The organism is Corynebacterium glaucum (assembly GCF_002287505.1).
GTDB classification, from domain to species: domain Bacteria; phylum Actinomycetota; class Actinomycetes; order Mycobacteriales; family Mycobacteriaceae; genus Corynebacterium; species Corynebacterium glaucum.
The window spans coordinates 149,997-164,560 of sequence record NZ_CP019688.1 but is presented as its reverse complement, the minus strand read 5'-3'; the positions used below and the strand labels follow the sequence as shown (position 1 = coordinate 164,560).

The following is a 14,564-nucleotide window of genomic DNA, read 5'->3' as shown; positions in this document are numbered from 1 at the left end:
CTGCTAGTTCCCAAGGCGCGCCCGGACGGCACCGGAGAGGCGCTTGCCGTCGGCTCGGCCAGCAGCTTCTGCCGTGGCGGCCTTCATCACATCGCCCATCTGGGCCATGGAGGTGGCGCCGAGGCGGTCAACCACTCCGTCGACAAGCGAAGCAAGCTCTGCATCGGTGAGCTGCTGGGGCTGGTAGGACTCGAGGATTGCTGCCTCATTGAGCTCTGCCTCAGCGAGCTCTTCGCGGCCGTTGGTTTGGTAGATCTCGGCGGACTCGCGACGCTTCTTGATCTCGCGGGCGATGATCTTCTGAATCTCGTCATCGCTCACCTCATGCTTCGACCCTTCGGTCTCCGCGGTCTGGATCGCGGCGAGCAGCATACGGATCGTGCCCGTGCGCTCCTTTTCCTTGGCTTTCATGGCCTCTTTGAGGTCAGCGCGGATCTGGTCTTTCAATGCACTCATGGGCCCCAAGCGTACTTGAGCGCTAAAATCGGGCCGATGAAGAAATCTCGCGCACTTGCCATGACCGGAGCTTTGGGCTTATCGACGATCACTTGGGGCGCGCTACAAACCCGCGACTTCCGCGTGGTGGATTACTCGCTTGAGCTGCTCAAACCGGGCACGCTGCAAGGCCGCGAGAGTTTCAATATCTTGCACGTCGCAGACCTGCACATGATTCCCGGCCAGCGCAAGAAGGTGGAGTTTGTGCAGGCGCTTGCGGAGCTCGAGCCCGACCTGGTGGTAAACACCGGCGACAACCTCTCCGACATGAACGCCGTGCCGTGGGTGCTGGATGCGCTGGGGCCGCTTTTGGACGTGCCTGGCGTGTTCGTGTTTGGCACCAACGATTACTGGGCGCCGCAGCCGGTCAACCCGATGAAGTACCTACTGGACCAGAAGCGCGAACCCAGCTACGTGGATCTGCCCTGGGAGGGAATGCGCGCGGCGTTCATCGAGCGCGGTTGGCAGGACGCGACCCACCAGCGGCTGGAGTTCAAGGCTTCTGGGCTGCGCCTCGCGGTCTCCGGTGTGGACGACCCGCACCACAAGTTGGATGAGTACTCCAAGATTGCCGGCGCGCCGAACCCGGATGCGGACTTGTCGATCGGTTTGTTGCACGCGCCGTACCGGCGGGTGCTGGACGCGTTCGAGGCCGACGGCTACCAGCTGGCGCTTTCGGGCCACACCCACGGCGGCCAGATCTGTCTGCCGGGTGGGCGTGCGCTGGTGACCAACGCGGACATCGACCGTGAGCGCGCGTCGGGTCTGCACCGTTACGGCGACATGTGGATGCACGTCTCGCCTGGTTTAGGCCAGTCGAAGTACGCGCCGGTGCGCTTCTTCTGCCCGCCGACGGCCGCGCGCATCCGCGTCACCGAACAGCGATAATCGCCCTGAACTGCCGTTTTGGCGGTTGTATCGGGCGGGGGTAGAGTGTTCCGAGTACCGGGATATGGCGCAGCTTGGTAGCGCGCTTCGTTCGGGACGAAGAGGTCGCAGGTTCAAATCCTGTTATCCCGACCAACACGGCAAAACCCGCCTGGCAGTCTGCCCGGCGGGTTTTTCGTGCGCGCTGCGCTCAAGCGCGCGCTGCACGTGGGTTAGAACTTCGGCAGGAATTGAGCCAGCAACGGCTGGATTTGATCCTGGAAGATGAATCCAATCGCACCGAGAACGGCAGTGATGGTGGCCAGCACGCCGACCACGAACAACGCTGGCTTATCAGAGCTGCCCTGGGAGCTGGTGTTGGCGCTCTTGTCAGTGCCCTTGCCAGCATCGTCGCCTGCCTGCTGAGTATCGCCGCTGCTCTTCGACGGATCAAGCTGCAGCGCGTTCATCACGGCATAGAAGATGTCAGTTTCATCGATCTGACCGGTGATGTTCGCCGCACCCGGACCGGAAGCCGCGATTCGCACCTGGGTACCGGTGTGCTCCTCGTAACCCGGCGTGCCCGGCTTGGAGGAGGACTCGAGCTCCGTGGTGTTGGAGTAGTTGATAGTCATCGGGCTGCCATCAGCGGTGAGCACCTTGGAGGTCAGGCCAGCGGTTTCAGTGTCGTTGTAGGTGATCTGCGTGGCGTGAGCGTGGTCCGCGGTTGCGATGATCAACGTCGGCTCGCCGGTCTTCTCTGCCCACTGCTGGACAACGGAGATCGCCTCGTCGAACTGACCGACCTCACCAAACAGACCGCACGGATCGGAATCGTGCGCTGCCTTGTCCGGCGATGCGGACTCAACCTGCAGGAGGAAGCCGTTGTCGTTCTGCAGCAACTCCAGTGCCTTGCCGGTCATGTTTGCCAGCGTCGGGGTCTCGTCAGTGAACTTCGGGTTTGCGGCGCAGACCTTGGAATCCGCGTTCGCGCCATCCTTCGTCGGTACGAGGCGGTCGAGGCGACGCGGCATGTTCCCGTCAGAGAAAAGGCCCAGGATCGGCTCGTCGCTGTTCTGAAGGGCAGCAAGCTCGGAGGCGTTGGAGACAACCTGGTAGCCGTTGTCCTTAGCGTTTTCGAGCACGGACTTGCCTGCAGTCCATTCGGTGCCCGCACCGAATCGGCCGCCCTGCTTCACGTCTGCATCAAAGTACTTCGCACCGCCGCCGAGGGTGACATCTGCACGCAGATCAACGATCTGCTCGGAGATCGAGCCGAGACCGCCATTCTCGCGCAGCTGCTTGTCCTGCGCCTGCTTGAGATCCTTGCCGCCCGACGGAGCGTAATCAGAGCGGGAAAGCGCGTGAGCGGCGAACGCAGCTGGGGTGGCGTCCTGCACCTCTGCGGTGGTGACGTTACCGATCTTCATGCCGTGAGCCTTAGCGATCTCACCCATGGTGGCAACGGGCTTGCCGTTGAGGTCAACGCCGATTGCACCGTCGTAGGTCTTCACGCCCGAGTTCCAGGCGGTGCCGGACGCAGCCGAATCCGTAACGTAATCCGGCAGTCCCGTCTCCCTATCGAGGGAGAAGGTGGTCTGGTAACCGGTGTAGTCCAAGTTGTCCAGGCCCTCAAAGCGACCAGCGGAACCCTTGAGGTAGTTGCGGGCCGCAGTGATTTCGCTGTCGCCGGTACCGTCGGCGATCATCACGACAACGTTCTTCGCCTTGGTCTTGTCAATGCCCTGGCCGGTCTTGCCAAACTGAGCGCAGTCACCGACCGCCGGCGCGGTGCCAGGCTTCACCAGGTAGCACAACTCGTCGCTGCCCTTCGCCTCGTTGCGTACCGCGAGGGACTGCAGCTTGTTGCCGCTGGTGATGCCCCACGGCTTCTGACCACCCTCGGTCCCGCCGTTGAGACGCATTGCGTTCGCCATCACATAGAACGCATCGGTCTGATCCATCTGACCGTTGAGGTTTTCCGAGCCTGGGCCGAAGCCGGCGATGCGCACCTGAGTTCCGGTGTGCTGCATGGAAAAGCTCGGGTTGTCGAACGGATCACCAATCTTCTTCGAGGCAAAGGTGTCGTTGCCATCTTTGTCCTGCCATGCCACGGTTCCGAAGGCCACGGACATGACATTGTCCTGGCCGTCGCGGGAATCCTTGGCAACCTTCAAGCGGGTCACTGGGGATACCGACGGCTGGCCGTCGGGGACGATTTCCGCAGTGTGAGCGTGGTCTGCGGTGACCACGACAAGAGTGTCACCGTCTGCCTTGGCGAAGTCGAGCGCAGCCTTGATCACTTCGTCGATCTGCTCAGTCTCGCCGATCATGCCGCAGGCATCGGCGGCGTGGTCAGCTTTGTCGATGGAGGCGGACTCAACCTGAAGGAAGAAGCCCTTCTCGGCGTTCTTATCATCGAGCAACTCGATGGCCTTCTTAGTCATCTCCGCTGCGGTGGGTTCGTTGCCGTTATCCTGCGTTTCGCAGACCTCCGGCGTGGTGGTGCCATCGGTTTTCACTGGAACTGTCTTCTCGTAGCGACGAGTCATGTTGCCGTCATTGAAAAGGCCAAGAACCGGAGTGTCCTGGTTCGCTACGGTGATCCCAGCGAGGCCGTCCTTGTCGTCGATAAGCTGAAAGCCTTTAGCCTCAGCGTTCTCGCGAACGGTCTTGCCAGCCTCCCATTCCTTTCCACCGTCGTTCTTGTTGGTGAGGAACGGGTTGCGGTTTTCACCGCCTTCTACAACCTCAGTGTCAAAGTACTTGCGGCCGCCACCGAGCGTGACATCAGCGCGCGTGTCGATGATCTGCTCAGAGATCGAACCAAGACCGCCGTTTTCGCGGGCGTCCTCTTCACCGACGACCTTCTTTTCACCGGAAGGTGCGTAGTAAGAGCGGTTTCGCGAGTGGGTGCCCAGTGCACCCGGCGTGGCATCTTGAATTTCGGCGGTGGACACGTTGCCCGTGCGCATGCCGGAATTCTTCGCCATCTCGAGGAGGTTTTCGTGCGGGGTGCCTGCGATGTCCACGCCCAGCGCGCCGTTGTAGGACTTCGTACCGGTGGTCCAGCCCGTGCCCGATGCGGCAGAATCGGTAACGTACTGACGCTTTCCGTCCTTGCCGATAGCAAAGGTGGTGTAGGCGCCCGATGCCGTCAGGTTGTCGAGACCGTCAAAACGACCGTTAGCGCCCTTGAGGTAGTTGCGGGCGGCGGTGATCTCTTGATGGCCCATGCCGTCGCCAAGAATGAAGATGACGTTTCGCGCTTGGGCATCGGAGTTACCCGGGCCACCCTTGCCAAACTGCGCGCACTCGCCTGGTTGGGGTGCGCGAACGTTGCCATTGGAATCGATAGATATGCAGGAGTCCTTGCCGTTGAAGGACTGGTAGGGGGCGGTTTCTGCGGCCGCCATAGGCAGGGTTGCCAGGGTCAGCGCTGATGCGCTGGCGATGGAAGCTGCTGCCTTCAATGAGAAGCGCATGAAGCTATCCCTTCGGAGAGGTGGGAAAATTTAGTGGTTTTTCAACCAATCCTCACGCTATGCCCAGCCGCTTGCCAGTTCCTTAACTCTAGGTAAACACTCGGTTTATCACATAAACTCGCAGATCATCCCGTATATATTCCGTCGTGCCGATGAGAACGCTTTCCAATAAGGCTTATTTCGGCTGGATCTCGCTCTCCACGACCCACTTGTGGCGCTTCATGGTCATCTCGTCGGTGTCGATGTCCACCATGTACACCGTCTCATCAGTCGAGGATACGATCGTTGCCTCCGCGCCCTTCATCCCGCTCATGTGCTCGGCGTTCATGACAGCGGTCGCGCCGTCGGCAAGCCGCTCATCGCCGACGTTGTCCAACTCCTCGTGCACAACCCACTTGTGGTCGACCACCGGGTCGCCGCCGTCGGTCGGGGTGTAGGTGACCGCGTAGATGTAAGTCTTGAACGCGCCGGACACGGTTGCTGGCGCGCCGTCCATGCCCGGCATGTGGTCAGCAGTGAGGATGACCTCCTCCCCCACCGGGTACGTCGGGTTCTCGGCCTCCTCGATGCCGGCCGGTGCCGGGCCGCCATCTTCCGGGTGGTCGTGCTCGTGGCCGCCAGCGCCGTGGCCTTCATGGCCCTCATGACTGCTCTGCGATGCTGCAGTGGTCTCGTCTGCACTGTCGGTAGCGCTGTCCGTCGAGCAAGCGCTCACCGCGAAAACGGATGCGGCTGCACCAGCAACGAGGGCGACGGTTTTGAACGTGTTCAAGGGATCCTCCTTGGTCCTTTCTGGTTCGTTGGCTCTCATTCCAGGCTTACCAGAGGCCGGACACGCCGAACTTGTGTAACTCTTCACACCTGCGTAGCGCTAAGCAAAGTAGAACCGCCTCTATCAACGTTGATTCTGCAAAGGAAGCTTCCCATGTCCGCACGTCGCGCCGTCACCGCCATCGCCGCATGCGCCGTCGCCCTGACCACCATCACCACCCCCGCCCAAGCCGCCACCCTCGGCCCCAGGGGTAGCGACAACCACTGTCAGGTCACTCTCACCCCAGGAGAGAAAAAGTTCGCACAAAAGCTTTTCGACGACTCGAAAACGCTCGGCCCCTACGAGCGTTCGCGCGATCTCGTGAAAGCGATTGAGACTGTCTTCCCTGATGCGGCGAAGGTTGGCTCGACGCTGTTCGAGAATGCCACCGCCACCACGAAGCCGGAGATCTCGACCGAGCAGCGTGAAGCACTCAAGGCAGCAGGTTTGAACGACGACCTCATTTTTGACTACACCAGCGCTCGCCTATTGCTGAAAACGGTGGAGCCTACGACCGCCGTCACTCTCGAAGGCATCGACCTGGACAATCTTCGAGTGAGGGCTGGAACCGAGTCCCCGGTTCTGGATCCGATTCCGCTGAACAACGTGGGCAAGATGGACAAGGCCACCCTGGACAAGCTTGTCGCCGCGTGGGAGGCGACTCCGGCAGGCGACGCGCACAAGCGAAGCAACCAGATTGCGGCATCGGATCGCCAGGCAGCTGAGGCGTGTGCGCTTGGCACCAGCAAACAGGTTGTTTACCCGGAGATCAGCACCGCGCCGACTTTGGACCTCTCCTCGACGCTGAGCTCGAAGCAGAGCAACTTCGACGTGGTGGTCGGTGCGCTCATCACGATCATCGCTGCAATTGTCGGTGGTGCTCTCGCTCTACCGAACCTGGGCATCAAGCTGCCGTTCTAACAAACCCCGAACCCCTCCCCGACTCACCCAGATTGAGTGAGTTGAGGAGGGGTTCAGTTTGTTCAGCGCTGCGTTATAACCGCTGCGTTAGAACTTCGGCAGGAAGTTCTGGATCTGCGGTGCGACGAAGGCTGCGATGCCAGCGAGGGCTGCAAGCACTGCGATGACAATGCCAGCGATACCAGCCGGAGACAGGGAGCTTGCGTCCTTGTCGTCCTTCTTCGGCTCCTCCTTCTTGGAGTCATCCTGCTTCGGCGCGTCGGGCTGCTTGGTGTCGTCCTGCTTCGGCTTATCGGTCGTATCTGCCGACTGCGCGGTCCACCACTTGTCCAGGGTCAGGCGAGCGACGGTGGTGTTGTCGATGTAATCGCCACGGACCTGGTCCTTGTCGACAACGGCCGCCTTGATGTCGGGAGAGCTAGCTAAGGCTTAACAGGTTGATAACCAGGGGTTAACAACCTTAAAGCGGGGCTAGAGGTCGTGGCCGTCGCCGCGGCGCGTCCGAGCGTCGATTGCAGCCAGGCCAGCCGTCGCAAGTACCAGCGACAGGAGCAAGCTAGAGATCAGGGCGCTCAGCGAACCGTTGTTCCCGTTTGCAGAGAGCGCCGCCGTGGTCCAGTGCATCGGGGCAGCCGAGGAGGCCGTCAACCAAGCACCCGCCACCGGTGCAGCCGCAGCGGTGCGCCAAACCCAGCCGACTAGCCCGACCTGCACGAGTGCCAGCGCAGAGGCCACTCCGAACCCAGCCGGGGCACCGAATGCCGACGCCAGCGCAGCCGGGAGGCCGGCCGCCGCGAACGCGCCGAGCAGCAACGCAAGCCCCGCAATCGCGAGCTGGCCCGCATCGAAGCCCGCGCCGAGTACGACAACCAGGATCCAGCTGGCAAGCGCGAGCAGCACAGCACCGCCCGCGAACACAGCGAAGTTGCGGCGCGATAGAGCCATCGCTGCCCCAGCGAGGGCAACGCCGCCGAGTGTGAGTAACGCGGCGATGAGCATTGCGGCCACGGGCGACAGCGAAGACACCTGCACTTGTTCAGCCTCCGCACCCTGACCGTTCGCAGTTTGGCCATTTGCGGCAGCCGCCGGGGCCACCGGCAGCGCCGCGCGCACCGCGGAGACCTTCTCCGAGGACTTCTTCGCCATCTCGTCGATGCGCTCTGCACCCGCGGTCAGCTCCTCGATGCCGTCGACAATTTCACCGGAGTTCTCGTTCATCTCCTTGAGACCCTTGGCCAGTTCGGCGGCACCGTTCGTCGCCGTGTACACGCCATCGTGGTACGCGTAACCAGGCACTGAAAGCTGGTTCGCCAGCTCGCGTGAGCCGTCGCGAAGCTGGTTCATCTGCACCAGCGCATCCGGCGGAATTTCCGCGGTCACAGCCTGGGAGCGCAGCCCCTCCAGGGCCTTGCGCGCCTCAACCACGTCCCGGTCCTTGCTGCCTTTCGTCCCCTCCAGCGCACGGTCGATCGAGGCCACAACCTGGCCACGCACCGCGTCGAAGCCAGCCACCTGGTCGACGACACCGCCGATCGTGTCAGCAACCTGGGTCGCCCCCGTCGCCAGCTGGCCGGTGCCGGCCTGCAGTTGCACCATGCCGTTGGACAGTTCGCGGGAGCCGGTCTCTGCGCTGGACAGGGCGTCGACAAGCGATTGCTTCCCTTTATCGAACTCTCCGACCCCTTCGACAAGCTGCGACGTGCCTGCGGTGAGCAAGCTGAGCTGCGACGCGGCGTCGCTGGTCGCGCGACGAGCGTTGTCGAGGCCGTCCGGACCCCGCGAACCCTGCGGCGCACCGGCGGCTGCGGAAGCGTCGGCGTCGGCTCGTGTCCAGGTGGATGCGGGGCTCATTGGCAAGAGCGCACCCACGACAAGCGCGATTACGGCTACCCAGATCTGCCATTTCATGCCTGGTCATTAAAGTCGCGGCACCCTCGTTCCTTTGGTAGGCGCACCGGGATTGTGGACAATTGGTACGGTCTTACATGCCGATACGTCGGCAGTCCGACCTGTCCCACAATCAGTGAAGGTCTTTTTATGACGCTTCCTCTCGTGCTCGCGCTCGTCGGGGCGACGGTGGTGCTTTCACCAATCCTCGTTCGGGTGATGGACCGAGCTGCCGGCTACCCAATTGCTCTTACGCTTTTCGTTGCAGCGGCTTTGCTTGGCCGCGAATTTCCCGCTGTATCCAACGGCACCCCGCTGACGTGGGGGGTTCGTTGGGCTGAAGACATCCTCGGCCCGGGCACCGCGGTGAGCTTCGCGCTCCGGGCGGACGGCCTGGGCATCTTCTTCGCGCTGCTCGCGCTTGTCATCGGCGGTGTGGTGTTCACCTACTCCGCCGCCTACCTGCCAAAACGCAAGGGCAACATCAGCTTCTACACCATCATGACGGCGTTCACGTTGTCCGTGCTGTTGCTCGTGCTTGCCGACGACGCCGTGTTGCTGTTCATCGCGTGGGAGCTGGTCTCCATCGCGTCGTTCATGCTGATCGCCCGTTCGGGTTCCAGCGGCGAGGACGGCTCCTACCGCACGCTGATTTTGACGTTCTTCGGCGGCTTGACGCTGCTCGCGGCGCTGGCGACGGCGTCAATCGCCGCGGGCACCACCTCGCTCGAAGGCATCCTGGCCTCCGACGTGTGGGCGCAAGACCCGGGCCTGACCACCACGGTGGCGATCCTGATCGCCGTCTCCGGCTTCACCAAAGCCGCGCAGTTCCCCTTCCACTTCTGGCTTCCGGAAGCCATGGCGGCCGCCACCCCGGTCTCGGCGTTCCTGCACGCCGCAGCAGTGGTCAAGGCCGGCATCTACTTGCTCATCCGCTTCTCCACGATTTTCGACGGCACCCCCGCCTGGAACGGGCTGCTGCTGATCATGGGCCTCTTTACGGCCCTGATGAGTGCCACCTTCGCCATCACGAAGACAGACCTGAAGCACCTGACTGCCTACTCCACCGTGTCCCACCTGGGCTGGATCGTGGCCGCCATCGGTGTCGGCGGGACCGTGGGCATTGCCGCGGCGCTGGTGCATACGCTGGCGCACGCGCTGTTCAAGTCGTCGCTGTTCATGCTCATCGGCGTGATCGACCACGAGACCGGCACCCGCGACATGCGCCGCCTGGGCAAGCTCTACGACAAGATGCCGTTCACCTTCGCCTCCGTGTGTGTTGCGGCCGCGTCGATGGCCGCGGTGCCGCCGCTGTTCGGCTTCATTTCCAAGGAGGCCATCTTGGAGGCGTTCCACGAGACGCCGTACGGGATGGTGCTGCTGGTGCTTGCGGGCATCGCCGCGTTCCTCACCTTCGTCTACTCCGCCAAGATCGTCTTCGGCGCGTTTGTCGACGGCCCGAAGGACATGTCGGACGTCCACGAAGCACCGGTTCGCTTCTGGGTTCCGGCCGCTCTGCCGGGTTTGATGTCGCTGGTGCTGCCGTTCATGCTGGCCACCGTGGACAACCCGATCACCGCCGGTGTCCACGCGGTTACCGGCGACGGTGACTACCACTCCCACCTCGCCCTGTGGCACGGCGTGACCGCCCCGTTCATCGTCTCCATGCTCGTGCTCGTCGCCGGCGTACTGTTCGTCCTCTTCGCCCGCAAGAGCGTCTGGGCGGCGCTGGAGAACAAGGAGCTGCTGCCGACCACCGGCAATGACGTGCTGCGCGGCACCGTCGGCGTCCTCGCCGCGGCGGGCAAGGGCATGGGCGCGCTTGCCGACGGCTTCAACCCGACGCGCCACCTCTTCCCGCCGGTCGCCCTGGCACTGCTGCTGGGCCTGTGCACGCTGCTGCTTACCGACGGCGTGGACGGCGTCACCCCAGCCCCGCGCCCCGAAGGCATCGACGTGTGGTGGGACCTCATCCCGTTCGCCATCATCGCGGCATCCGTGGTGGGCATGGTGCTCACCCGCTCGCGCCTGGCGTCGGCGATCCTGCTGGGCACCGTCGGCGTGGGCATGAGCTTGCAAATGCTCATGCTGGGCGCGCCAGACGTGGCACTGACCCAGTTCCTGGTGGAGGCGCTCACCGTCGTGGTGATCATGGTGGTGCTGCGCTACCAGCCGCGCATGTTCCCGGAGACGCCCACGCCTCGCAAGATCTCCGCGGCCATCTCCGCGCTCATTGCCGGCGTGGTCACCTTCGCCGGTGTGTACACGCTCACGGGCCGCCGCGGCCGCTCCGAGCTGGCCGAGTGGTACCTCACCGAGGGCGGCGAGGTCACCAGCGCCGACAACATCGTCGCGGTAATCATCGTCGAATTCCGTGGCTTCGATACCCTGGGCGAGCTTTCCGTCCTGGGCATGGCCGCGGTGGTCATCGCCGCAGTGGTCGGCTCCATGCCGCGCCACACCTTCGAGGCCGGCACCCGCCCGCGCCCGTTCGGCCAGTCCCAGTTCAACTCCATCCCGCTGCGCAAGGGCCTGAAGCTGATCTGGCCGGTGCTCATCGTGTTGTCGGTGCTCATCTTCTTCCGCGGCCACACCGCCCCGGGCGGCGGCTTCGTCGCGGCACTGGTGCTGGCCACCGGCTTCGCGCTGAGCTACCTCGCCGAGGGCGCGGACAACGACGTCGTCGACGAGGAAACCCCGATCAAGCTCACCGGCTGGGGCATCATCATCGCCATCACCTCCGGCTTCCTCGGCTTCATCGAGGGCGGCTTCATGTACGCCATCCACGGCGAGATCGCCGGCGAGCACATGACCACCTCGCTCATCTTCGACTTCGGCATTTACCTCGCGGTGCTGGGCATGGTCACCTCCGCCATCAACGCGCTCGGCGGCTACCTCCGCCCGGGCAAGGACATCTCGGATCTGACCTACACCCGCGACCATGATGCGAACCCGCTGCCGGGCGTCCCGGCCCCGGAACTGCCCGACAACCCGGCGGACCCCTACCCCGCCCCGATCAACCCGGCGCCAGATCGCACGCTGGCCGGCGCCCCTGCAGACGGAAAGGAACGGTAAGCACCCCATGGTTATGGCACTCACCATCGCAGTCCTCATGGCCGGCGCCGTGTACCTGATCATGCAGCGCGGCATGGTCCGCATCATCTTCGGCATGTCGCTGTTCGGCCACGCATCGAACCTCACGCTGCTGGCCGCGGGCGTCGGCGCGTGGCGCGGCGAGGCGTTCCCCTCGCGTACCCCGTTCGAGGACCTCTCGGACCCGCTGCCGCAGGCGTTCGTCCTCACCGCCATCGTGATCGCGATGGCAACCACGACAATCCTGCTCATGCTCGCAGCTCTCGGCAAGCACGACGACACGTCCGAGCACAAGCTTGACGACGACCGCACGTACGACCCCACCCAACTCAGCCCGTCATCCCTGTCGACCGCGGGCCGAAACGCCCGCGTCGCCGCCGAGGGGGTGGCCGAGTAATGCAAACCAGTGCCATCCTCCCCGTCTTCGTTGCCCTGCCGCTCATCGTCGCGGCTATCGCGGCGCTCATCCCGTCGAAGCGGTTCAACGACGCCCTCGCTCTGCTCATCCCCGCGATCAACCTCGCCGGCGGCATCTGGCTCTACACCTACACCGCCCAACACGGGACGATCGGCCACGTCATCGGCCTCTACCAGGGCGGCGTGGGCATCTCGTTCGCCGCGGACCGGTTCTCGGCGGTCATGATCGTGACCACCATGATCGTGGCGCTTGCCTCGAACTGGTTCGCCGTTGTGGTGGGCGAGACCCAGGCCCGCTTTTACACCCCGCTGACGTTAGTGCTCATCACCGGTGTCAGCGGCGCGCTGCTCACGGCGGATCTGTTCAACTTCTTCGTCATGATCGAGGTCATGCTCCTGCCGTCCTACGGCCTGATCGCCATGACCGGTACCCGCAACCGTCTCCTGTCTGCCCGCGCGTTCGCGTTGGTGAACCTGCTGGCATCGACGATGCTGGTGATGGGCGTGGGTTACCTCTACGCCGTCACCGGTGCGGTAAACCTCGCGTCGCTGCAGGGGGTGGCCGCCGGCAACGGCCCGGCCACGGTTGCTACCGGCATCGTGGTCATCGCGGTTGCGTCCAAGGCCGGTGTCTTCCCGGTGCACACGTGGTTGCCAAGAACGTATCCGTCGACAAGCGCTGCTGTGATGGGCCTCTTCTCGGGACTGCATACGAAGGTCGCGGTCTACATGATCATGCGTATCTGGGTGATCATGTTCGACATGGACCCGCGGTGGAACACCCTGATCATCGTGATCATGGTGATCTCCATGATCATCGGCGGCTATGCCGGCCTGGCGGAGCACACCATCCGCCGCGTGCTGGCGTACCAAATGGTCAACGGCATGCCGTTCATCCTCATCGTGCTGGCGTTCACGCAAGACAATGCGCGCTACGCGCTCGCCGCCGGCGTGATGTACGCGCTGCACCACATGATCACCGTTGGCGCGCTCGTGCTGAACTCCGGTGCGATCGAGGAGACCTACGGTACCGGCACCATGTCGAAGCTTTCGGGCATCGCCCGGCGCGACCCGTGGACTGCGGCCGTGTTCGTCGCCGGCGCGTTCTCCATCGTGGGCTTCCCGCCGTTCTCCGGCATCTTCGGCAAGGTGACCATCATGCTCGCGGCGGCCGCCCCGGGCGACTGGCGCTCCTGGGTGGCCATCACCGCGATCATCGTGGCGTCCTTCGGTGCGCTGCTGTCCATGATGCGCGTGTGGAAGAAGGTCTTCTGGGGCCGCCCGATGCAGAAGTACCCGGAGAACCTGCGCATCCGCACCGCGTTCATGCTGCCGTCGGCTGCGCTGATGACCTTGTCGCTGCTGATGTTCGTCTTCGCCGGCCACATGTGGGGCTTTGTCACCTCGGCGGTGGACGACCTGCTCAACGTCGAGGCGTACACCACCGCCGTACTGGGCAGCGACCCGGTGGGCATCCCGGACCCGCAGCAACCAGCCGCTGACATGGAAGGTGCGAAGTAATGAACATCGGACACTGGATCGGCTACACCTTCTGGATTATCAAAGAGATCTTCGTCGCCGGCTGGGACGCCATCGTCGCGGCGTTCAAGCCGAACCCCGGCATGAAACCGATCGTGATCTACTACCCGCTGCGCCTGACGGGCGAGTGGGATATCTTCTGGTTCACCAGCTCCATCACCGCAACCCCCGGCACCCTGTCGATGGGCCTGCGCCACCAGGTCGGCCCGAAGGGCTCTGACATCCTCCTCGTCCAGGCCGCCTTCGGCGACGATCCTGAGGATGTCATCGCCTCGCTGGCGGACATGGAGGAGCACGTGAACCCCGCGCTGAAGGACGCCCCGATCGATCCCGCGGCGGTGCAGTGGGAGCCGTACACGGATCTCGGACCCGACCGGCCCGACTACGCAGTGGCGCCGGATGAAAGGAATGACTAGGCCATGTTTGAAACCATTGTGATGGCGTGCCTGGCCGTGATGGCGGTCTGCCTACTCGTCGTGCTCGTCGCGCTCATCTCGACCAAAGACGAGTTGTCCCGCGCCGTTATGGCAGACGTGATCTTCTACGCCATGGTGGTGATCTTCCTCGTGTGGTCGCTGCAGAAGGAAACGATGATCGGCTACGAAATTCCGATCCTCGCCGCACTCGTCTGCGGTGTCATCCCCACCATCGCCATGGCCCGCATCATCTCGAGAGGACGCCGCTAATGACCATCGCCGAGATCATCGTCGCCATCCTCGTGGTCATCGCCACCATCTGCGTGATCGCGACCATGCTGCTGCAGCTCCGCGCCCCCGACGCGCTCACCCGAGTCAACCTGCTCGGCCCGCTGGTGGTCATCGCGTTCCCAATCATGATCGTGGCCAAGCTCATCTACTCCTGGTCCACCACAGGCTTCGACCTGAACGACTTCATCCGCGCGATCATCGCCGTCTTCGGCGTGTGGATCATCGGTTCAGTCGCTTCCTACATCATGGGCCGCTCCATCTACGGCGTGACCGTCACCGACAAGCGCCCGGCACCCCCCGAGTACCAAGTGCCCGGCACCGTGTAGCTTTCGCTTATCGACG

General features: G+C 63.5%; 12 protein-coding genes and 1 tRNA gene. 9 read left to right on the top strand and 4 right to left on the bottom strand.

Going from position 1 to position 14,564, the window contains the following annotated elements:
• Window positions 1–3: 3 nt before the first annotated feature.
• A complete protein-coding gene (locus CGLAU_RS00790; protein WP_095659049.1) occupies window positions 4–456 on the bottom strand; it encodes a GatB/YqeY domain-containing protein in 453 nt (150 codons plus the stop codon).
• Between the two features lie 36 nt (window positions 457–492).
• Here CGLAU_RS00790 and CGLAU_RS00785 point away from each other — a divergent pair, with 36 nt between their 5' ends.
• Both CGLAU_RS00785 and CGLAU_RS00780 read left to right on the top strand, forming a co-directional pair.
• The gene (locus tag CGLAU_RS00785; RefSeq protein WP_095659048.1) at window positions 493–1,383 is read left to right on the top strand and encodes a metallophosphoesterase; all 891 of its coding nucleotides are present in this window, start codon (window positions 493–495) and stop codon (window positions 1,381–1,383) included.
• Between the two features lie 58 nt (window positions 1,384–1,441).
• Window positions 1,442–1,518: transfer RNA gene (locus CGLAU_RS00780), tRNA-Pro, on the top strand.
• Window positions 1,519–1,595: 77 nt separating this feature from the next.
• On the opposite strand, the gene CGLAU_RS00775 is transcribed toward CGLAU_RS00780, so the two are convergent.
• Window positions 1,596–4,847 carry an alkaline phosphatase gene (locus CGLAU_RS00775; protein ID WP_095659047.1) on the bottom strand — a complete coding sequence of 1,084 codons (3,252 nt, stop codon included), beginning with the start codon at window positions 4,845–4,847 and terminating at the stop codon, window positions 1,596–1,598.
• Window positions 4,848–5,022: 175 nt separating this feature from the next.
• Window positions 5,023–5,619 (bottom strand): YdhK family protein, encoded by a 597-nt coding sequence (locus CGLAU_RS00770; RefSeq protein ID WP_232507135.1) that lies wholly within the window; start codon window positions 5,617–5,619, stop codon window positions 5,023–5,025.
• A 153-nt stretch (window positions 5,620–5,772) separates the two neighbouring features.
• Between CGLAU_RS00770 and CGLAU_RS00765 the strand changes: the two genes are divergently transcribed.
• The gene (locus CGLAU_RS00765; protein ID WP_095659045.1) at window positions 5,773–6,579 is read left to right on the top strand and encodes a hypothetical protein; all 807 of its coding nucleotides are present in this window, start codon (window positions 5,773–5,775) and stop codon (window positions 6,577–6,579) included.
• Window positions 6,580–7,050: 471 nt separating this feature from the next.
• Here CGLAU_RS00765 and CGLAU_RS00755 read toward each other — a convergent pair whose 3' ends face one another.
• Window positions 7,051–8,487 (bottom strand): hypothetical protein, encoded by a 1,437-nt coding sequence (locus CGLAU_RS00755; RefSeq protein ID WP_095659044.1) that lies wholly within the window; start codon window positions 8,485–8,487, stop codon window positions 7,051–7,053.
• 129 nt (window positions 8,488–8,616) lie between these two features.
• Here CGLAU_RS00755 and CGLAU_RS00750 point away from each other — a divergent pair, with 129 nt between their 5' ends.
• From CGLAU_RS00750 to CGLAU_RS00725, 6 genes are read left to right on the top strand one after another with little or no spacing between them, the layout of a single operon-like run.
• A complete protein-coding gene (locus CGLAU_RS00750) occupies window positions 8,617–11,541 on the top strand; it encodes a DUF4040 family protein (RefSeq protein WP_095659043.1) in 2,925 nt (974 codons plus the stop codon).
• Window positions 11,542–11,548: 7 nt separating this feature from the next.
• Window positions 11,549–11,956 carry a cation:proton antiporter subunit C gene (locus CGLAU_RS00745; RefSeq protein WP_095659042.1) on the top strand — a complete coding sequence of 136 codons (408 nt, stop codon included), beginning with the start codon at window positions 11,549–11,551 and terminating at the stop codon, window positions 11,954–11,956.
• Entirely contained in the window at window positions 11,956–13,497 is a 1,542-nt protein-coding gene (locus CGLAU_RS00740) for a monovalent cation/H+ antiporter subunit D family protein (RefSeq protein WP_095659041.1), read from the top strand. The genes CGLAU_RS00745 and CGLAU_RS00740 overlap by 1 nt, the downstream gene beginning before the upstream one ends.
• Complete coding sequence (locus tag CGLAU_RS00735) at window positions 13,497–13,931, top strand: monovalent cation/H+ antiporter subunit E (RefSeq protein WP_095659040.1); 435 nt, start codon at window positions 13,497–13,499, stop codon at window positions 13,929–13,931. Before CGLAU_RS00740 ends, CGLAU_RS00735 begins: the two co-directional genes overlap by 1 nt.
• Window positions 13,932–13,934: 3 nt before the next feature.
• Complete coding sequence (locus CGLAU_RS00730) at window positions 13,935–14,201, top strand: cation:proton antiporter (RefSeq protein ID WP_095659039.1); 267 nt, start codon at window positions 13,935–13,937, stop codon at window positions 14,199–14,201.
• A complete protein-coding gene (locus tag CGLAU_RS00725; RefSeq protein ID WP_095659038.1) occupies window positions 14,201–14,548 on the top strand; it encodes a Na+/H+ antiporter subunit G in 348 nt (115 codons plus the stop codon). Before CGLAU_RS00730 ends, CGLAU_RS00725 begins: the two co-directional genes overlap by 1 nt.
• The last annotated feature ends 16 nt before the right edge of the window (window positions 14,549–14,564 follow it).